Origin of the sequence: Erythrobacter sp. EC-HK427, assembly GCF_902498745.1 — a bacterium.
Classification (GTDB): domain Bacteria; phylum Pseudomonadota; class Alphaproteobacteria; order Sphingomonadales; family Sphingomonadaceae; genus Alteraurantiacibacter.
This window is the reverse complement of sequence record NZ_LR701479.1, coordinates 3,063,071-3,082,331: the sequence shown is the minus strand read 5'-3', so window position 1 is coordinate 3,082,331 and position 19,261 is coordinate 3,063,071. Positions and strand designations below refer to the sequence as shown.

At 63.3% G+C, this 19,261-nt stretch carries 20 protein-coding genes; 15 read left to right on the top strand and 5 right to left on the bottom strand.

Annotation, left to right across the window (positions count from 1 at the left end; translation table 11 throughout):
* Position 1 precedes the first annotated feature (1 nt).
* Both GC121_RS15010 and GC121_RS15005 read left to right on the top strand, forming a co-directional pair.
* Positions 2-880, top strand: a complete 879-nt coding sequence (locus GC121_RS15010) for an ROK family protein (protein WP_151975485.1) — start codon at positions 2-4, stop codon at positions 878-880.
* A gap of 41 nt (positions 881-921) precedes the next feature.
* Entirely contained in the window at positions 922-2,142 is a 1,221-nt protein-coding gene (locus tag GC121_RS15005; protein ID WP_151975484.1) for a trans-acting enoyl reductase family protein, read from the top strand.
* Between the two features lie 15 nt (positions 2,143-2,157).
* Here the strand turns inward: GC121_RS15005 and GC121_RS15000 are convergent, their stop codons facing one another.
* Genes GC121_RS15000 through GC121_RS14985 form a run of 4 tightly spaced genes read right to left on the bottom strand, consistent with a single transcriptional unit; the run spans position 2,158 to position 6,207 of the window.
* Positions 2,158-2,826: an exonuclease domain-containing protein gene (locus GC121_RS15000; protein ID WP_151975483.1), complete on the bottom strand. Its 669-nt coding sequence runs from the start codon at positions 2,824-2,826 to the stop codon at positions 2,158-2,160.
* A gap of 1 nt (position 2,827) precedes the next feature.
* Positions 2,828-4,690, bottom strand: coding sequence for a putative nucleotidyltransferase substrate binding domain-containing protein (locus GC121_RS14995; protein WP_151975482.1), 1,863 nt, complete (start codon positions 4,688-4,690; stop codon positions 2,828-2,830).
* 35 nt (positions 4,691-4,725) lie between these two features.
* Positions 4,726-5,526 (bottom strand): DUF2189 domain-containing protein, encoded by an 801-nt coding sequence (locus GC121_RS14990; RefSeq protein ID WP_234421290.1) that lies wholly within the window; start codon positions 5,524-5,526, stop codon positions 4,726-4,728.
* 9 nt (positions 5,527-5,535) lie between these two features.
* The gene (locus tag GC121_RS14985; protein ID WP_151975480.1) at positions 5,536-6,207 is read right to left on the bottom strand and encodes an OmpW family protein; all 672 of its coding nucleotides are present in this window, start codon (positions 6,205-6,207) and stop codon (positions 5,536-5,538) included.
* Positions 6,208-6,377: 170 nt separating this feature from the next.
* On the opposite strand from GC121_RS14985, the gene GC121_RS14980 reads away from it, so the two are divergent.
* From GC121_RS14980 to hemN, 11 genes are all read left to right on the top strand, one after another.
* The gene (locus tag GC121_RS14980; protein ID WP_151975479.1) at positions 6,378-7,091 is read left to right on the top strand and encodes a Crp/Fnr family transcriptional regulator; all 714 of its coding nucleotides are present in this window, start codon (positions 6,378-6,380) and stop codon (positions 7,089-7,091) included.
* A 115-nt stretch (positions 7,092-7,206) separates the two neighbouring features.
* Positions 7,207-8,868 (top strand): cytochrome-c oxidase, cbb3-type subunit I, encoded by a 1,662-nt coding sequence (ccoN, locus tag GC121_RS14975; protein ID WP_151975478.1) that lies wholly within the window; start codon positions 7,207-7,209, stop codon positions 8,866-8,868.
* A 12-nt stretch (positions 8,869-8,880) separates the two neighbouring features.
* Complete coding sequence (gene ccoO, locus GC121_RS14970) at positions 8,881-9,663, top strand: cytochrome-c oxidase, cbb3-type subunit II (RefSeq protein ID WP_151975477.1); 783 nt, start codon at positions 8,881-8,883, stop codon at positions 9,661-9,663.
* Positions 9,660-9,830 (top strand): cbb3-type cytochrome c oxidase subunit 3, encoded by a 171-nt coding sequence (locus tag GC121_RS14965; protein WP_151975476.1) that lies wholly within the window; start codon positions 9,660-9,662, stop codon positions 9,828-9,830. The genes ccoO and GC121_RS14965 overlap by 4 nt, the downstream gene beginning before the upstream one ends.
* Entirely contained in the window at positions 9,814-10,758 is a 945-nt protein-coding gene (gene ccoP, locus GC121_RS14960; RefSeq protein WP_151975475.1) for a cytochrome-c oxidase, cbb3-type subunit III, read from the top strand. Before GC121_RS14965 ends, ccoP begins: the two co-directional genes overlap by 17 nt.
* Positions 10,751-12,250, top strand: coding sequence for a cytochrome c oxidase accessory protein CcoG (gene ccoG / locus GC121_RS14955; RefSeq protein ID WP_151975474.1), 1,500 nt, complete (start codon positions 10,751-10,753; stop codon positions 12,248-12,250). Before ccoP ends, ccoG begins: the two co-directional genes overlap by 8 nt.
* Positions 12,247-12,711 (top strand): FixH family protein, encoded by a 465-nt coding sequence (locus GC121_RS14950; RefSeq protein ID WP_234421289.1) that lies wholly within the window; start codon positions 12,247-12,249, stop codon positions 12,709-12,711. The genes ccoG and GC121_RS14950 overlap by 4 nt, the downstream gene beginning before the upstream one ends.
* On the top strand, positions 12,708-14,825 hold the full coding sequence (locus GC121_RS14945) for a heavy metal translocating P-type ATPase (RefSeq protein WP_255478896.1): 2,118 nt from the start codon (positions 12,708-12,710) through the stop codon (positions 14,823-14,825). Before GC121_RS14950 ends, GC121_RS14945 begins: the two co-directional genes overlap by 4 nt.
* The gene (gene ccoS / locus GC121_RS14940; RefSeq protein ID WP_151975473.1) at positions 14,822-14,977 is read left to right on the top strand and encodes a cbb3-type cytochrome oxidase assembly protein CcoS; all 156 of its coding nucleotides are present in this window, start codon (positions 14,822-14,824) and stop codon (positions 14,975-14,977) included. The genes GC121_RS14945 and ccoS overlap by 4 nt, the downstream gene beginning before the upstream one ends.
* Positions 14,974-15,201: a hypothetical protein gene (locus GC121_RS14935; RefSeq protein WP_151975472.1), complete on the top strand. Its 228-nt coding sequence runs from the start codon at positions 14,974-14,976 to the stop codon at positions 15,199-15,201. The genes ccoS and GC121_RS14935 overlap by 4 nt, the downstream gene beginning before the upstream one ends.
* A 7-nt stretch (positions 15,202-15,208) precedes the next feature.
* Complete coding sequence (gene hemN, locus GC121_RS14930; protein ID WP_151975471.1) at positions 15,209-16,519, top strand: oxygen-independent coproporphyrinogen III oxidase; 1,311 nt, start codon at positions 15,209-15,211, stop codon at positions 16,517-16,519.
* Here the strand turns inward: hemN and GC121_RS14925 are convergent.
* A complete protein-coding gene (locus GC121_RS14925; RefSeq protein ID WP_151975470.1) occupies positions 16,503-17,015 on the bottom strand; it encodes a lasso peptide biosynthesis B2 protein in 513 nt (170 codons plus the stop codon). The two genes, hemN and GC121_RS14925, sit on opposite strands and share 17 nt — an antisense overlap.
* A 98-nt stretch (positions 17,016-17,113) precedes the next feature.
* Here GC121_RS14925 and GC121_RS14920 point away from each other — a divergent pair, with 98 nt between their 5' ends.
* Together GC121_RS14920 and GC121_RS14915 are read left to right on the top strand one after the other, a co-directional pair.
* Entirely contained in the window at positions 17,114-17,401 is a 288-nt protein-coding gene (locus GC121_RS14920; RefSeq protein ID WP_151975469.1) for a DUF4212 domain-containing protein, read from the top strand.
* A gap of 11 nt (positions 17,402-17,412) precedes the next feature.
* Entirely contained in the window at positions 17,413-19,188 is a 1,776-nt protein-coding gene (locus GC121_RS14915) for a sodium:solute symporter family protein (protein ID WP_151975468.1), read from the top strand.
* Positions 19,189-19,261 lie beyond the last annotated feature (73 nt).

Below are 19,261 nucleotides of genomic sequence, written 5' to 3'. Positions count from 1 at the left end.
TATGCAAAACGAAAGCCTGCTGGGCGCGATTGAGGCGGGAGGCACGAAATTCGTCCTCGCGGTGGCCCGCACGCCCGGCGACATCCTCGCGCGACAGGAAATTCCGACGCTCACTCCCGAGGACACGTTGGCCGAGGCCGCGCGCTGGTTTGATGCGCAGGGAAGGCTCAGCGCGCTGGGAATTGCCACGTTCGGCCCCGCGCAGTTAGACGAATCCGCCCCCGACTGGGGCCATATCCTCGATACGCCCAAGCCCGGCTGGTCGCACTGCGATCTGGCGGGCTATTTTGCGCGCAGGTATGGCATTCCTATCGGATTCGACACCGATGTGAACGGTGCGGCGCTTGCTGAATACTGCATGGGCGCGGGGCAGGGTGCGGCGGGCATGGCCTATGTTACTGTCGGCACGGGGATCGGCGGCGGGCTGGTGTTGGGCGGAGAACTGGTCCACGGCGCCGGCCATCCGGAAATGGGCCATTATCATTCCAAGCGCGCTGCGGATGATGTTTCCTACTCCGGCTTTTGCCCCTTCCATGGTGACTGTCTTGAAGGGCTGGCGAGTGGGCCTGCCATTCTGGACCGGTGGGGGGCAACGCTCTCCGACCTCGGCAGTGAACACGAGGCGGTTGACCGGGTTGCGGGTTATCTCGGCCAGTTGTGCCACAGCCTGTTCGCGCTGACGGCGGTGGAGACGGTTGTGCTGGGCGGCGGCGTTACAAAAACCCCCGGCCTGCTCGGCAAGATTGACGAAAGCGCAAGGCTTGCTGGCAACAATTATCTGCCGGGCCGTGCGCGGCAAAAGATCGTGCCGCCTGCCTTGGGTGATAATGCCGGGGTGACGGGCGCGCTCCTGCTGGCCGAGGCTGCCCGCGCGTCTTGAGACTGGCCAAAGGGCCGACCCTGTCCTAGATCGGTGCCCCTATGACCGACAAACCCTTCGACATCATCGTCTACGGCGCGACCAGCTTTGTCGGGCAAATCGTCACGCGGTATATGCACGAGACCTTCGCCGGCGAGGGCGTGCGCTGGGCAATTGCGGGGCGCTCGAAAGCCAAGCTGGAAGCGGTGAATGCGGCAGTCGGGCTGTCCGACATTCCGATGATCGTCGCCGATGCGGCTGACAGGGCGACGCTCGAAGCGATGTGCGCACAAGGCACGGTGATTGTCTCCACCGTCGGCCCCTACGCGCTCCACGGCGATCTGCTGGTGGAGATCTGCACGGCATCGGGCACGCATTATTGTGACCTGACCGGAGAGCCGCACTGGATCCGCCGGATGCAGGCGCGGCATGAGGCGGCGGCCAAGGCGAGCGGGGCGCGCATTGTCCATTGCTGCGGCTTTGATTCGATCCCCTCCGACATGGGCGTGCATTTCCTCCAAGCCCACGCGCAGCAAGCCTTTGGCGCGCCGTGCGAGCGGATTGATATGCGCGTGATGCGGATGAAAGGCGGCGCTTCGGGCGGCACCATCGCCAGCATGGTCAATCTGGTGAAGGAAGCCTCGGGCGACCCGGCTTTGCGCCGCGAGCTCAAGAACCCTTATAGCCTGTGCCCGCCCGACCACGGCTTTACCGCGCGGCAAAGCAGTGTCGGGGCAGATTACGACGCGCGGCTCGAACGCTGGCTCGCGCCTTTCATCATGGCCTCGATCAACACCAAGGTCGTGCATCGCTCCAACGCGTTGAGCGGCAAGGCCTATGGCCAAAACTTCCTCTACGAAGAAGCGATGGTGACGGGCAAAGGCAGCGGCGGGAAGCGCCGTGCGAAACTGACCGCCATGGGGCTGGGTGCGTTTACGTCGGGGCTGGCGATCCCGCCGCTGCGCTGGGTGCTCGGCAAGTTCCTGCCCAAGCCGGGCGAGGGGCCGAGCGAGACCGAGCAGCGCGAGGGGATGTTCGACATGGCCTTCCTCGGCACCACCGCGAAGGGCGAGAGACTGCGCTGCCGCGTGACGGGTGATCGCGATCCGGGCTACGGCTCGACCGCGAAAATGCTGAGCCAAGCGGCCCTGTGTCTGGCGCGCGATGTGCCTGCGGATGCTCCCGGCGGTTTCTGGACTCCTGCCACGCTGATGGGTGATGCACTTATCGCGCGATTACAGGCCCATGCCGGACTGACCTTTGACATTGTCGAGGAAAAATAGGCGGGCGTTTGTCGCTCAGCCTAGCGCCTCCAGCCTGCCCAATGTCGTATCGCGCGGCATCCGCGTTAGCTGTGCCATCAGCAATTCGGCGGCAGCGATGGCATCGCCCAGCGCGTCATGCGCGTCATAGGCAGGCAAGCCATAGCGCGCCCGCGCTGCACCAAGGCGATACGCGCCATCGCCCGCCAGATTGGGCGCAAGATGGCGTTCCAGCATAAGCGTGCAGATGCTGCGAATGGGCAGGCGCGCGCCGTAAAGCGCCTTGGCCGCGCCTTGCAGCGCCTCGACTTCTATCGAAGCGCCATGTGCCACCAACACGCGGCCTGCCAGATCAGCGATCAGTGCAGCAATGACTTCCCTCAGACGGGCGCCCTCCGAGGCGCGCTGTCCGCCGATGCCGTGGATCGTCACCGCCTGCCGGTCGAGCGCTGCATTGCTGCGGATATCGTGCACCTGCGCGTGTTCCAGCGGGATCGCCCGGGGGGTGAAGCGCGTCCAGCCTGCTTGCAGCAGATGCGCGCCGCGTTTCAGCCCGTCGAGCTCGAAATCGAGTGCGAGCAGCGGCGCATCGCGCACTGGCGTCCCGGCCTCGGGCCATTCTGCGGCGGCATAGCGGGCCAGCACGGGCTCCTCCGCCTTGCCCAAGCGGCGCAGATCATGCGCAAAGCGCAGCCGGGCGAACATCTCACGCAATCCCCCCGGCTAGGTTGCGCCGCAGTGAATCGAGCGCGCCGCGAATAACGGCGAAAGCGTCCTTCAGATGGTCGCGCTCCAGCGGGGAGAGAGTGGCGGGGGCAATCGCATTTTCGGGCGCCTTGCCTGCCGCCAGCAGCTGGGCCTGATGGCGGATGCGCAAATCGTTCACCAGCACCATCGCATCCTTCAGGCTTTGCGCGTCGCCACTCGCCATTTTGCCCGCGCGGACAATCGCGTCGAGCCGGTCGGCAGTGCCGACAGCGCTAATGCCATGCGCAAGCGCGGTGGTGCGGGCGATGTCGATCACCGGCATCACCGCTTGCGCTTTCACATCGAACACCTTCTCGCCATCCGCCGTGCTTTCCAGCACCAGATTGCGGAAAAAGCCCAAGGGCACTTTGCTGCGCTGCGCATCGCGGGCGAGATAGCTGGCGAAGATCGAGGAGGCGGCGGCGCGTTGCAGCACATTTTCGCGCAGACTATCGACGAGCGCGGCCTCGCCATGCACGCAGCTCATATCGAAGAAGATGGTGGCGCGCAGAATCTTGTCTTCATCGGGCCGCTCGATCCAGTCGGTATAGCGCCGCTGCCATTCGCCCGCAGTGAGCCGCTGCGCGGCTTCTTTGGCCATGATCCCGCCGTTGCAATAGACGAAGCCGCAATCATTGAGCAGGTCGGAGATGCGGCCACCCAATTGCGCGAAATAGGCGGCATCGCCTTCTGCCATAGTATCGTCGATCACCAGCCCATTGTCCTGATCCGATCCGACCAGCTGCTCTTCGCGGGCGAGCGAGCCGAAGACGACCAGCGCATAGGGGACAGGCGGCTTGCCCAGTTCGGCCTCCGCCAATTGCGCCGCGCGGCGATGCGCGGCCTCGCCCAAAGCGGAGACGAAGCGCATGATATGCGCAGGGCCAAGCCCCTGATGCTCCATGCGAACGAAGCTCTCGGGAATGCGCGCCGCTGCGGCGACCAGAGCGGCGGGGCTGTCCGCGCGGGCAATCGCCAGCCCTGCATCAATGGCATTGCTGCCGAGAAAGGCGAGGATGTCGCTCGAGCTGATTACCCCCGCCAGCGCGCCATCGGCTGCAATCAGCGGCACATGGCGGAAACCGCCTGCGGCCATCAGCGCCATGGCTTCGGCAACGCTAGCATCGGTGGGGAGCGTCTTCGGGCGGGGTGTCATCACCTCGCGCACTGCGTGATCGCCAGACACGCCCGCCGCGACCACGCGGTTGCGCAAATCCTTGTCGCTGAGAATGCCGACCAATCCCGTATCGTCGCATACCGCCAGCGTGCTGACATCGCGTTCGCGCATGATCTGTGCGGCCTCGCGGATTGTTTGCTGCGGGGAGCAGACGACCGGCCCGCTGCGGCGCAGCAGGCTATCGACCTGTGTCGTATCGAACATCCCCTGCGCGCCGCTTTCGCGGCGGCGCAGCGCGTGGCGGATGCGGTCGGCCTCATCCTCGACGAAATATTCGCGGAAGCGCTTGTGATCCTTGCGCAGCTTGAGAAACAGCGCGCCGGAGAGCTGGTACAGCAGCGTGTCTTCCATCGCGATGGCGGTGTTGCGCACTTCGCCGCCGCGCAGGATCGAAGGGTAGGCAAAGGCGCTGCCGGGTTCGAGGCGGGCGGTAAGTTCCTCCCCCGCCAGCCGCAATTCGACCGCGCCCGATCGCACGATCATCAGCCGGTTGTTGATCTCGCCTGCGGAAAGCACCGTTTCGCCGGCGGGGAAATAGGTGATGGTGACTTGCCGCGAAATGCGCGCCAGCACCTCTTCGCCGAGCAGGTTGAACGGCGCGGCGCTGCCGAGGAAGCGGGCAATTTCGGCAAATTCCTGTCCCATGATACCCCTATACTCCCGCCAGTGTCCCGCTGCACTCAGACATATGGGCTAGAGACTGCTTCAATCGGTGTGACAGTGCGGCGATAAAGGTGCCAGGTCGCGTGGCCGAGCACGGGCAAAGCAACGAAGAGGCCGAGGAATCCGGGCACCATCGCAATCGCCAGCAGCATCGCGATGACAAAGGCCCAGACGCACAGAATAAAGGTGTTGTGCTTGATCGCGCGCAGGCTGACGAAAATCGCGGTCAGGAAATCCACCTCGCGATCGATCAGCATGGGCAGGCTCATCACCGTGATGGCGTAAAAGACAAAGGCGATGATCGCGCCGATCACGCTGCCCACACCCAGCATCGTGAGCCCGGTGGCCGTGAAGAAGAAGTCTATCGATTCAGCGCCCGACCCGTATTGCGCGGCGAAGACCGAGAACACCAGATGCGCGATGATGACCCAGAAGGAAAAGGCGACAAAGATAATCACCCCCATGCTGATGATCTGCTCGTCGCCATGCCCGCGTAAGGCGCCGAGGATTTTGCTCCAGCCCATCGGCAAGCCCAGCTCGCGGCGGCGGCTGACTTCGTAAAGGCCCACGGCGACGAAGGGCGCGATCAGCGGGAAGCCTGCAATCACGGGGATCAGCCAGGTGATCCCGCTGCGGTTGGTCAGGATAAAAAACAGCGCGATCCCGCCAAAGGCAAAGATCGCGCCGAAGAAGAGGCCGAATTTCGGGTGGGCGACAAAATCCCGCCACCCCGCCACCAGTGCTGCGCGCAGATCTTCGGGAGAGAGATCGTCCGCGACGGTGTAGGTCACTGGCGGCGGGGTGGGGGATGTTGTCACCATCCGGCCTCAGAAGCGGAAGCTGACGCCCGCGCTGACCACCCACGGGTCGAGCGCGTGTTCGGTTTCGATAACCTGCGTGCCGCCCACCAGCCATTCGGCTGTGGTGCCGATGAAGTAGCGCTTGGCATCGATCGAGAAGCCGAAACCGTTATCGCCCAGCGGCACATCGATACCGGCTTGCAGCGCGAAGCCGAATTCGTCCGACAGATTGGTTTCGGTGACGCCCAGCGGAATGGTCGCCGCGCCCGGATCATCGCTCAGCCAGATGAAATAGGCCGTGCCTGCGCCGACATAGGGTTTCACGCCGCCGAGATCGAAATGCAGCTTGGCGGTGACGGTGGCGGGCAGCAGCAGCGCGTCCGACACCAGCTCGGTTCCGGCGGGGAAGCCCGAAATCGCGTCAACATCGTGCTGCGTCGTGCCAGCGATGGTTTCGATCGAGACATTGTTCGTCACAAAATACTCGACTGCCAGCGTCGGCACGTAATTGTCGTTCGCGGCAGTATCGGTGCCTGTGGGCAGGCCGACATCGTCGCGGTTGACCGCATCGATCGATCCGTCGGGCAGTACTGCGGTGCCCAGCAGTTTGACCTGAATGTCGCCTGCGCGATCCTGCGCAGCGGCAGGTGCTGACAGCGCAGCCAGCACGGTGGCGGCGGAGAGGATGAGATACTTCATTGCAAATTCCTGTTGGCAACAGTGGCCGCCCTGTGCGGCCAAGGGTTTTTGCTGCCACGCGCCGCTATTGCGTGCTTCGCGGCGGGTTTCATTGATCCTGATCAAAGCATTTGCGCTTTGATCGGTGTCAAAGACAGGCCTCGCAACAAGAGGCATTGCCGCACCCGATCATGGCTACGCTTTCGCTATCTCCGGTCTCGTTCGACGAGGAATTGCTGCGCAGCACGCTGGCGCAGGGCGGGGCGTGCGCCGGTTCGTTCGAACATCTTCTGGCGATTGCCGGGCGGGTCTCGCTGGCGGCGAAGCAGTACCTTCCCGTCGATCCCGAACAGGATCGCATGGTCTTTATCCTGAAAGGCGCGGCCAAGCTGGAAGTGCAGGTGAAGCCGTGCGCGTGCAGCTGTTCGGGCAGCCAACGCAAAGATGGCGCGCATGGCCAGGTGCTGTCCTTCCACTTCCCCGGCGATTTCGTGCCCGTGCTCCGCAGGCCCGACGCGCAGGCGCATCTCGCAGCGCTTACCCCGTTGGAATGCCTGATTTTTCCGACCCATGCGCTGCTCAATATCGCAGCGGGCGATTCGGCCATGCTGCGCATTGTGCTGGCGCGCGCGTTCCAGGCGGTGGACGCCGGGCGGTCGGGCATGATCCGCCTCGCCAGCGCGTCTGCCAGCGAGCGGCTGGAGGAATTCCTGCGCGCCATGGCGGTGAAGATCACCGGCTGGAGCAAGGGGCCGTGCGAGTTCAGCCTGCCGATGAGCCGCCGCGAAATCGCCGACCATTTGGGCCTCACTATAGAAACCGTCAGCCGCCAGTTTGCCGCCCTGCGCGATGCAGGCGTGATCGAGACCGAAGGCCGCTCGCTGGTGCGCCTGCTCGGCACCTGAGCCGCCAAACCGGCAACCCGCCTTAGACTTTTTTCCTATCCAAACAGGATTTGATCGAGATCAAATACACTCATTTTGCCGCGCCGTAAGGGCGAGCGTGAAAGGGATCATTATCATGGAAGCAACATTGGGACGGGCTGGGATCTGGGCGGTAGTCCTGCTCCTTGCCATTGCCGCAATAGCCGGTGCGCAAGATACCGGCTTCGCTATTCACATGGGCATTATCGCTGCGGTCGCGGCGTTTTTGCTGCTGATGACGGTGGGGCGTTACAACCCGCTGTCCAAAGCGCAGAGCATCTTCAAATTGCCTCCGGGCGATACGGTGTATGATGATGACGTTGTGCGCTGGGGCGTGATCGCCACGATGTTCTGGGGGCTGGCAGGTCTGCTGGCGGGCCTGTTTATCGCCTTGCAGCTGGCATTCCCCGAGCTGAACTTCGAACCCTATCTCAATTTCGGACGCGTCCGCCCGCTGCATACCAGCGCGGTGATTTTCGCGTTTGGCGGCAATGCCTTGCTGGCGACGAGCTTCTACGTCGTGCAGCGCACCTGCCGCACCACGCTGGCGCTGCCGGGCACGGCGCGTTTCGTGTTTTGGGGATACCAGCTGTTCATCGTGCTGGCGGCAACCGGCTATTTGATGGGCGTTACCCAGTCGCGCGAATATGCCGAGCCCGAATGGTATGTCGATCTGTGGCTGACCATCGTTTGGCTTGCCTATCTCGCGGTCTTCGTGGGCACGCTGCTGCGCCGCAATGAACCGCATATCTATGTGGCGAACTGGTTCTACCTCGCTTTCATCATCACCGTTGCCATGCTGCACGTGGTGAACAATCTGGCGATGCCGGTCGATCTGCTGGGTTCGCGCAGCTATTCCGCCTTTGCCGGGGTGCAGGACGCGCTGACCCAGTGGTGGTATGGCCACAATGCGGTGGGCTTTTTCCTCACCGCAGGCTTCCTCGCCATGATGTATTACTTCGTGCCGAAGCAGGCCGGGCGGCCGGTCTATTCCTACCGCCTGTCGATCATCCACTTCTGGTCGCTGATCTTCCTCTACATCTGGGCTGGCCCGCACCATCTGCACTACACCGCGCTGCCCGACTGGGCGCAGACGCTGGGCATGGTCTTTTCGATCATGCTGTGGATGCCGAGCTGGGGCGGCATGATCAACGGCCTGATGACGCTGAACGGCGCATGGGACAAGGTGCGCACCGATCCGATCATCCGCATGATGGTGATGGCGCTGGCCTTCTACGGCATGAGCACGTTCGAAGGCCCGATGCTCTCGGTGAAGGCGGTGAACAGCCTGTCGCACTACACCGATTGGACCATCGGCCACGTCCATTCCGGCGCGCTGGGGTGGAACGGCATGATTACCTTCGCCTGCGTCTACTTCCTCGCCCCGCGTCTGTGGAAGCGTGAGCGGATGTATTCGCTGCGGATGATCAACTGGCACTTCTGGCTCGCCACTCTGGGCATCGTTTTCTACGCCGCCAGCATGTGGGTGGCCGGGATTACTCAGGGCCTGATGTGGCGGGAATATGGCTCGGACGGCTATCTGGTGAACAGCTTCATCGACACCGTCGCTGCGCTGCACCCGATGTATCTGATGCGTGCCTTTGGCGGCCTGCTCTATCTCTCGGGCGCGATCCTAATGGCCTATAACATCTGGATGACCATCGCCGGACGCCTGCGTGAAGAGGCGCCCATGGGTGACACCCCGCATGACGCAAGTGCTGACCGGCCGATCGTGCCGCAGCCTGTGGCCGCACAATAAGGAGGCTGACCGATGAGCAGCGAAAACACCACACCGGGCGCTCCCTCGCAGGGCGTGTTCGAAGGCCACAAGAAGCTGGAAAAGAACATCACGCTTCTGGCCATCGCCACCTTCGTCACCGTCGCCATTGGCGGGCTGGTGCAGATCACTCCGCTTTTCTACCTCGATAACACCATCGAGGAAGTGGAAGGGATGCGGCCCTACACGCCGCTGGAGCAGGCCGGCCGCGACATCTATATCCGTGAAGGGTGCTACACCTGCCACAGCCAGATGATCCGTCCGTTCCGCGACGAGGTGGAGCGCTATGGCCACTACAGCCTGGCAGCGGAAAGTATGTTCGATCACCCCTTCCAGTGGGGATCGAAGCGCACGGGGCCGGATCTGGCGCGCGTTGGCGGCCGCTATTCGGATGAATGGCACGTCCAACACCTGATCAATCCGCAATCGGTGGTGCCGCAAAGCATCATGCCGTCCTACAGCTTCCTGGCAGAAACGCCGCTGGAGGTTGCCGATATCGCCGCCAATCTCACCGCGCTGCGGCGGGTGGGGGTTCCGTATACCGATACCGACATCGCGCAGGCGGAAACCGATATGTTCGCGCAGGCCAATCCGTTTGGCGACGGGGGCGATCTGGCAGACCGCTATCCCAACGCGCAGGTGCGTGACTATGACGGGAACCCCGACGCGGTGACCGAAATGGACGCGCTGGTCGCCTATCTGCAAATGCTTGGCACGCTGGTCGATGTCGAAAGCGCCGCGGCGCAGGCCGATCTGGCAGAGGAGCGCGGGCGATGAGCTTTTACGAAACGCTGCGCCACTTCGCCGACAGTTACGGGCTGGTGGTGACATTCGCCCTCTATCTCTTGCTGTGCGGCTGGCATTTCCTGCCGCGCTCTCGTGACGGCGTAGAACGCGCCAAGCACTCGATTTTCCAGGGAGACGACCATGGCTCCGTCCAGTAACGACAACACCCGTATCGACGCACCCACCGGCACCGAATTTGTCGGGCACGAGTGGGACGGGATCCAGGAACTCAATACGCCGCTGCCGCGCTGGTGGCTGTGGACCTTCTACGCCTGCATCGCTTGGGCGGCGGTCTATGTCGTGCTCTATCCGGCTTGGCCGATGGTGGAGCGGGCGACGGCGGGCACGCTCGGCTGGACGAGCCGCAGCGATCTGGCGGCCGAGATGACCGCTGCCGAAGCGGCGCGTGCGGATATCTATGCGCAGATCGGCGCGACCGAGGTGACCGACCTTCCGGCCAATCCCGAACTGATGGCGCAGGCGATTGCAGGCGGGGCGGCGGCCTTCCGCCAGCATTGCGTGCAATGCCACGGCGCGGGCGCTGCGGGGTACGAGCAATATGGCTACCCCAATCTCAACGATGACGATTGGCTTTGGGGCGGCAGCCTGAGCGAGATCGAATTTACCCTGACCCACGGCATTCGTTGGGAAGGCTCGACGCAGACCCGCCAGTCGATGATGCCCGCTTTTGGCGAAGTGCTGCAACCGGCGCAGATCGATCAGGTGGTGGCGCACGTCCTCTCGCTGAGCGGGCAGGGAAATGGCAATGCGGCTGGTGCGGCTCTGTTCGAGACCAACTGTGCGGTGTGTCACGGCTCGGACGGTTCGGGCAATCGCGCCTTGGGTGCGCCCGTGCTCAATGACGCGATCTGGCTCTATGGCAATTCGGCGGCGAACATCCGCAGCCAGATTGCCGCACCCCGCCACGGCGTGATGCCGGGCTGGAGCGACAAGCTGGATGCGGTGACGATCCGGATGCTCGCCGCCTATATCCACTCGCGTGGCGGCGGCGAGGCCGAAGCGGTCGAGGCCGTTGTCGAGGAAACCGATGCAGCGGCACCGGCGGAGAGCGGGGGCGATGCCTGAAACTTTCGCCAAGAAGGCTCCGGCGGCTGACCGGCCCCAAACGGACAGGAGGGCCCCTAGTCAGCCGCCGCCGCAGCTCTACGCCAAGCGCAAGGCGGTGCACAACAAGCGGATCGACGGCCCGTTCCGGCGTTTCAAATGGCTGGTGATGCTCGTCACCCTAGGCATTTATTATATCACCCCGTGGATCCGCTGGGATCGCGGCCCTTACGCGCCCGATCAGGCGGTGCTGATCGATTTGGCCAATCGCCGTTTTTATATGTTCGATATCGAGATCTGGCCGCACGAGTTCTATTTCGTCGCCGGAATGCTCATCATGGCGGGCATCGGCCTGTTTCTGGTGACGAGCGCGGTGGGCCGTGCATGGTGCGGCTATTCCTGCCCGCAAACCGTGTGGACCGACGTGTTCCAGCACGTCGACCGCTTTATCGATGGCGACCGCAATGCGCGGATGCGGCTTGACGCTGCACCCTGGACCGCCAGCAAGATTGCCCGGCGCGGGTTCAAATATGCGATCTACCTGCTCATCAGCCTGGTGACAGGCGGGGCATGGATTCTCTACTTCGCCGACGCGCCCACGCTGTTTGCCGATTTCTTCAGCGGGCAGGCGGCAACCGTGGCCTATGCGACGGTGGGCATCCTGACGTTCACCACCTTCTGGCTCGGCGGCTTCATGCGCGAACAGGTGTGCATCTATATGTGTCCCTGGCCACGCATCCAGACCGCGATGCTCGATGAAAAGTCGCTGATCGTCACCTATAAGGACTGGCGCGGCGAGCAGCGCGGCAGCCTCAAGAAAGCGGAAAAGGCACCGGAGAAATACGGCGATTGTATCGACTGCCTGCAATGCGTCGCCGTGTGCCCGACCGGCGTTGATATCCGCGAAGGCCAGCAGATCGGTTGCATCACTTGCGGGTTGTGCATTGATGCCTGCGACCGGGTGATGAAGGATATCGGACGTCCGCGTGGTTTAATCGATTATGCCACGCTGGAACAGTGCGAAGCGGAGGCGAAAGGCGCTCCAGCGACGCCCGCATGGAAGGCGTTGCTGCGCCCGCGCACTTTCATCTATTTCGCCATCTGGGGAGGGATTGGCCTCGCCATGCTGTTTGCGCTCGGCACCCGGAGCCATCTCGACGTGACCGTCTCGCCCGACCGCAACCCGCCTTTCATGCTGATGAGCGATGGTTCGGTGCGCAATTCCTTCACCCTGCGCCTGCGCAATATGGAAGGCCGCCCGCGCGATATGGAAATCACGCTGGCAGGCTTGCCGCAAGGCGCGGTGATGTGGACCGATCGCATCGCGCTGGAGGAAGCGGCAGACCGGCTGACCGTGACCGTTCCGGCCGACGAAACCGCCATAGTGCGCGCCTATGTTATGGTGCCCACAGGCTCTGACGCGGCGGATTTTACCTTTGCTGTGACCACGCTTGACGAGCAGGGCGAGCAGGACAGCGTTGAAACCGGTTTCACCATGCCAGGAGGCGAATGATGACGACACAAGCCAGCAGCAAACCCTTCACCGGGCGCAAGATGGCTGCGATCCTGATTGTCGGGTTCGGCATTGTCGTGGCGGTGAATTTCACCATGGCCAGCCTTGCCACCAGCGGCTTTCACGGTGTGGTGGTGGAGAATTCCTACGTCGCCAGCCAGAACTTCAACGACTGGATGGAGGAGGCGGAAGCCTCGCGCGCTTTGGGCTGGGAAGCGACGGCGGAGCGCAGCGAAGACGGTTTTGTCACCATCCGCACCAGTGACGCTCCGCAGGGCGCAGTGGTCTCCGCCGAGCTGCGCCGCCCGATCGGCGTGGATGACCGGCTGGAACTGGCGTTCCAGTCGACCGGCCCTGACACCTACCGCTCCACCGCGCCAGTTGAGGCGGGGCGCTGGACAGTCCGCCTGCGGATTACCTCCGGCGAGCAGGTCTGGGCCGAGGAAAGCGCGCTCAGGTGAACGCACAACGCGCCATCCCCGAAGCCGAAAGCGATATTACCACGCGATTCACCGTGCCGGGCATGCGCTGCGCGGGGTGCATCGGCAAGATCGAGCGGGAACTGCCGAAAGTGGCGGGGATCGCCAGCGCGCGGGTGAATTTCTCCGCCAAGCGCGTCGCGATCACGCATTCGGAAAGCCTCGACGAGACCGACCTGACGCAGGCGCTGCATGCCATCGGCTTCGAAGCGCAGCCGGTGGCGGACAACCCGCTCGCCGAGGATAGTGCGGATCGCAAACTTCTGATGCGTGCGCTGGGCGTTTCGGGCTTCGGCATGATGAACATCATGCTGCTGTCGGTTAGCGTCTGGTCGGGCGCGGAAGGGGCGACGCGCGAACTGTTTCACTGGCTCTCCGCTATGATCGGCATTCCGGTGATCGCCTATGCGGGCAGGCCCTTCTTCGCCTCCGCCTGGATGGCGCTGAAACACCGCCGCACCAATATGGATGTGCCGATTTCGATTGGCGTCATTCTCGCCACCGCGCTCAGCCTTTACGAGACTATCGAAGGCGGCGGGCACGCCTATTTCGAAAGCGCGGTGATGCTGCTGTTCTTCCTTCTGGCGGGACGCGCGCTGGATGCTGCGATGCGCACGCGCACGCGGGCCGGGATCGGCGCGCTGCTCGGGCGTATGGGCAAAAGCGCCAGCGTGATCGGCCCCGACGGCACGACGCGTCGGGTCGCTGCCGATGCGCTGGAGCCGGGAATGTTGGTACTGGTCGCCGCCGGAGAAGCACTCGCCGCCGATGGCGAAGTCGTTGAAGGCACCAGCCAGATCGACAATGCGATGCTCACCGGTGAGAGCGCACCCGAAGCCGCTGGCGTAGGCAGTCTTGTCCACGCCGGTGCGATCAATCTCGGCGCGGCCTTGCGTATCCGCCTGACCCGCACGGCAGAAGACACCGCAATTGCCGAAATCGCGCGGTTGATGGACGAGGCGGGCCAGTCCCGCAGCCACTATGTCCGCATCGCCGACCGCGCGTCGCGCATTTACGCGCCGGTGGTGCACACGCTGGCGGCGCTGGCCTTTGTCGGCTGGATGATCGCGGGCGCGGGCTGGCACCAGTCGCTGGTGATCGCGATTGCCGTACTGATAATCACTTGCCCCTGCGCGATGGGCCTCGCCGTGCCGACCGCGCAAGTGGTTGCTGCGGGCGCTTTGCTCAAACGTGGGCTGTTGGTGAAAGACGGCAGCGCGCTTGAACGGTTGGCCGAAGTCGACATCGCGCTGTTCGACAAGACGGGCACGTTGACGCTGGGTGAACCGAGGCCCGATCTTGGCGGATTGGACGCGGAAGCGAAGCGGGTTGCGCTGGGGCTTGCCCAAGCGAGCCGCCACCCGCTCAGCCAGGGACTTGCTGCTGCATTGCGCGCCGAGGGAGTGAAGGCAGCGCCCATCGAAAGCCTCAGCGAAGCGAGCGGGCAGGGCATTGCCGGGATGTGGAACGGGCAAGCCGTGGCGCTCACCCGGCCCGAACATGACAATGCACAACTCGCCACGCAGCTGATGATCGGCGAAGAAGTGCACCTGCTCACCTTCCACGATCCGCTGCGCGGGGATGCGGCGGAGGCCCTAGGCGTGCTGCGCGCCAGCGGCATCGAAGCGAGCATCATTTCGGGCGACCGCCAAGCCCCTGTCAGCGCGGTGGCCGGGATACTCGGGATCGCGGCGACGGCGGCGGCCAGCCCGCAGGACAAGCTCTCCACATTGGAAGCCTTGCGCGCCGCAGGTCACAGGCCGCTTATGGTGGGGGACGGGCTGAATGACGGCCCCGCGCTCGCCGCCGCGCACGCCAGCATCGCTCCCGGCACCGCCAGCGATGCGAGCCAGCAGGCCGCCGACGCGGTGTTTATCGGGGCACAGCTTATGCCCGTCGCGCTCGCGGTGAAAGTGGCGCGCCAGACGATGGCGATTGTCCGCCAGAACTTTGTGCTCGCCATCGGCTATAACGCGCTGGCCGTTCCGCTGGCGCTGTTCGGCTACGTCACTCCGCTGATCGCGGCGATTGCTATGTCGATGAGCAGCCTGATCGTGGTCGCCAATTCGCTGCGGCTGGCGGGGAGCGCGAAATGACCGGACTTGCCTTCCTTATTCCCATTGCGCTGTTCATGGGCCTTGCGGGTCTGGGCGCCTTCTTCTGGGCCATGCGTAGCGGGCAATACGAGGATATGGACGGCGCCGCAGCGCGCATCCTGATTGACGATGACGAGCGGGAAGAGCGATGAAGCTCCTCGCCCTTGCCGCGCTACTACCGCTCGCCACCGGCCCGCTGCCAGAGGAGGAGAGCGTGCTGACAGTCAGCCTGTGCCTCGGTGGCGAAGTGACGATCCCGCTGGGCAAGCGAGACGAGGAACCGGCGCGCGACTGCAAGCTCACCGCCTGCCACGCCGCCGGTAATCGCGAGCGGGTTGATCGAGATCAAGGAAAGGGCCCGCATCCGCGCCCATAGAGGTGCCATGTGGCCATACCATCCCGAACTGCTCGACGTGCCCGTGCCGCGCTATACGAGCTATCCCACCGCTGCCGATTTCGGCGCGCTTCCTGCCAATGCCCTGCCTGCGGCGATTGAAGGGGCGGATGGCGATGTCTCGCTTTATCTGCACATCCCGTTTTGCGACAAGATTTGCTACTATTGCGGCTGCAATACGGGTGCGGCGGGGCGCAAACAGCGGGTGGCGAGTTATCTGGCGGCCCTGCATACGGAAATCGCCACCGTCGCACGGCTATTGCCCGATAGCGCGCGGATCAACCGCATCGCCTTTGGCGGGGGCAGCCCCAATGCGATTGCGCCCGAAGAATTCACCGCGCTGGTTGAGGCCTTGCATCGCGGGTTCCGCTTGAGCGAGGCCGAATGGTCGATCGAAACAGATCCGCGTTCGATGACCGCCGAATGGGGCCGAGCCATCGGGGAGGCGGGGATTACCCGCGCCAGCATGGGCGTGCAGACTTTTGCCAAGCATTGCCAGAAGGCCATCGGCCGCGAGCAGGACGATGCGCTGATTGGCCAGAGCATGGACTGGTTGCGGGAAGCCGGTGTCACGTCGCTGAATTTCGATCTGATGTATGGCTTGCCTTTCCAGAGTGCCGATGATCTCGCTGACAGTCTGGATCATGCCAGGGTGCTCGGCGCAGACCGGATCGCGGTGTTCGGCTATGCCCATGTCCCGCACATGGTGCCGCGCCAGAACATGATCGATGCGAGCGAATTGCCCGGCCGCGATGCGCGCTTTGCGATGGCGGCGCAGGCGTATGATTTTCTCACCGCAAGCGGCTATGACGCGGTGGGATTTGACCACTTTGCGCTGCCCGGCGATCCGCTGGCGCGGGCGATGCGGTCGGGGAAATTACACCGCAATTTTCAGGGCTTTACCGACGATAGCTCACCTGTCTTGATCGGTCTGGGCGCAACCGCGATCAGCGGCTTTCCGCATCTCATCGCGCAGAACGAAAAGAACAATGGCCGCTACCGCATGATGGCATCGCAAGGTCTGCTGACCTCCTCGGTCGGGATCAGGCGCAATGCGGATGACCAGCTGCGCGGCGGTGTGATCAATGATCTGCTGTGCCGCGCCGAGACGGAACTTTCTCCCTGCCTTAAAGCGCGGCATGGAGCTGCCTTCGCGCCGTTTGTCGAGCGCGGTCTTGCGGTGCTTGACGGGTTGCGCCTGCGTATCACGCCCGAAGGCTTGCCCTATGCCCGCGTGATGGCGTCGATCTTCGACAGCTACCGCGCGCAAACCGCGCACCGCTTCAGTTCGGCGATCTAGCGGCAGAGCCGCTTTCCGCCACGAAATAGGCCAGCGGCGTGTGCAGGGCGCTGGTCGCTTGGCCGACCACGACTTCGCCCCCTACGCTGACCCACGCATGAGCGTAGAAGGTGCCGGGCGCAACGGTGTCGCCTTCTCCCGCCAAGCGCCCGCCGATTGTTGCCACATGGTCGATACGCACCTGTTGCAGAAGGCGGCAGGTGACCATGGCTTGCGGCATACAATCGCATTTCCACGGGAGCCCACGCGCGGCGCGCTGGACGGCGCGGCCGATCCTGCGGGCAAGCGCGAGTTCCCCGGCGTGGCAAACGCGTGAAACAGGCGCGGGCGAGTCCTGCGCAACCCCCAGCCATTGCATCGCCCGTGATGGCGGCGCGCGGCGCAGCACATAGCTCGCGCGGACAAGCAGCGGCAGCGCGCGCAGGGAAAGCGCCATGTCTTTCAGCCCAGGCTTGATCGAAAGTCGCTTCACCGCATCGGCTCCTGCCGGCCGCATTCATACTAAAGTCGCGCTCGCCGGGTGCCCCTCTCCAATATAGCCTTCAGGGCAAGCTGCCAAACCTGGCTGCGGAAAAAAGAAAAAGGAGGGGACCGATGGTCGAGGAAACACCGCCTGATCCGGGCGACACCACAAATGCCAATGAAACCGCTTACTGGCGGGAAAACGTCCGCTTGCTCGTCACCCTGATGGTGGTGTGGTTTGCGGTGTCTTTCGCAGCAGGCATCCTGCTGCGCGAGTGGCTGGATCAATTCATGCTCGGCGGATACCCGCTGGGATTCTGGTTCGCGCAGCAGGGCTCGATCTACGCCTTCATGCTGCTGATCGTCATCTACGTCGTCAAAATGCGTTCGCTCGAACGCAAATACGACCTCGACGATTGAGGGAGGGGATCATGTCGACACAGGTTCTCATTTACATCTTCGTCGGGCTCAGCTTCGCGCTGTATATCGGCATCGCCATCTGGTCACGGGCCGGTTCCACCAAGGAATTCTACGTTGCTGGTGGCGGGGTCAGCCCGATGGTCAACGGCATGGCCACGGCGGCAGACTGGATGTCTGCGGCCAGCTTCCTTTCGATGGCGGGTCTGATCGCCTTCCTCGGCTATGACGCGTCGGTATATCTGATGGGCTGGACGGGCGGATACGTTCTGCTGGCGCTCCTTCTGGCACCATATTTGCGTAAGTTCGGCCAGTTCACTGTTCCCGACTTTATCGGCACTCGCTATTATTCCAAGACGGCGCGCGTGGTGGCGGTGATCTGTCTGATTTTCATCAGCTTCACCTACATTGCCGGACAGATGCGCGGGGTCGGGATCGTGTTTTCGCGCTTCCTCGATGTCGACATCACCATGGGCGTGATCATGGGCATGGGCATCGTGTTTATCTACTCGGTGCTGGGCGGTATGAAGGGCATCACCTACACCCAGGTTGCGCAGTATTGTGTGTTGATCATGGCCTATCTGGTGCCTGCCTTCTTCCTCAGCTTCATGCTTACCGGCAACCCGATCCCGCAATTGGGGCTGGGGTCTGAGGTGAACGACGGGTCTGGCCTCTACGTATTGCAAAAGATGGATATGGTGCTGACTGATCTCGGCTTCACTGCCTATACCGCAGGCACAAAATCGACGATCGACGTGTTCTGCATCACAATGGCGCTGATGGTCGGCACGGCGGGCTTGCCCCACGTTATCGTCCGCTTCTTCACCGTGCCCAAAGCATCGGATGCGCGCAAATCGGCGGGCTGGGCGCTGCTCTTCATTGCTCTGCTCTACACCACGGCTCCGGCGGTGGGCGCGTTTGCCCGGCTCAACTTTGTCGAGACGGTGAACGAGACTGCCTATGCCGAGGCTCCCGAATGGTTCACCAATTGGGAAAGCAACGATCTGATCGCCTGGCACGACAAGAATGGCGACGGCGTGATGCAGTATCGTGCGGGCAATGCGTTCGAGGGCACTCCGACATTTGTCGAGGGCACCGGGCCTTCGGGCGAAAGGCTGGTCAGCAATGCGCCGGTCGCGGATAGCGAGAACGAGGTCTATGTTGACCGCGACATCATGGTGCTGGCCAATCCCGAAATCGGCAATCTGCCGGGCTGGGTGATCGCCCTGGTGGCGGCGGGCGGCCTTGCCGCGGCGCTCTCCACGGCGGCAGGCTTGCTGCTGGTGATTTCCAGTTCGGTCAGTCACGATCTGCTCAAATCCACTTTCCGGCCGGATATCTCGGAGAAGGGAGAGCTGCTCGCGGCACGGTTGGCGGCGACGGCAGCGATTGTGGTGGCAGGCTATCTGGGCATTTATCCGCCCGGATGGGTGGCCGAAGTGGTTGCCTTTGCCTTCGGCTTGGCCGCTGCCAGCCTGTTCCCGGTGATCTTCATGGGCATCTTCACGAAGTTCATGAACCGCGAAGGCGCGATTGCCGGAATGGTCAGCGGGTTGGTGTTCACATTTGCCTATATCTTCTACTTCAAGCTGTGGAACCCGACAATGAATGTGGCGGACAACTGGCTGCTGGGCATATCGCCCGAAGGCATCGGCGTGATCGGAATGCTCATCAACTTCGGTGTCGCGATTGCGGTGGCGAAGATGACAGCGCAAACACCGCTCGAAGTGCGTCGTTTGGTCGACTCGATCCGCGTGCCGCGCGGCGCGGGTGAGGCACACGCCCACTGATCGCACGATCTACGGGTCGCAAGGGAGGGCGGCGCCGCTGGCGTCGCCCTTTCTCTTTTTGCCAGCGCCCGAT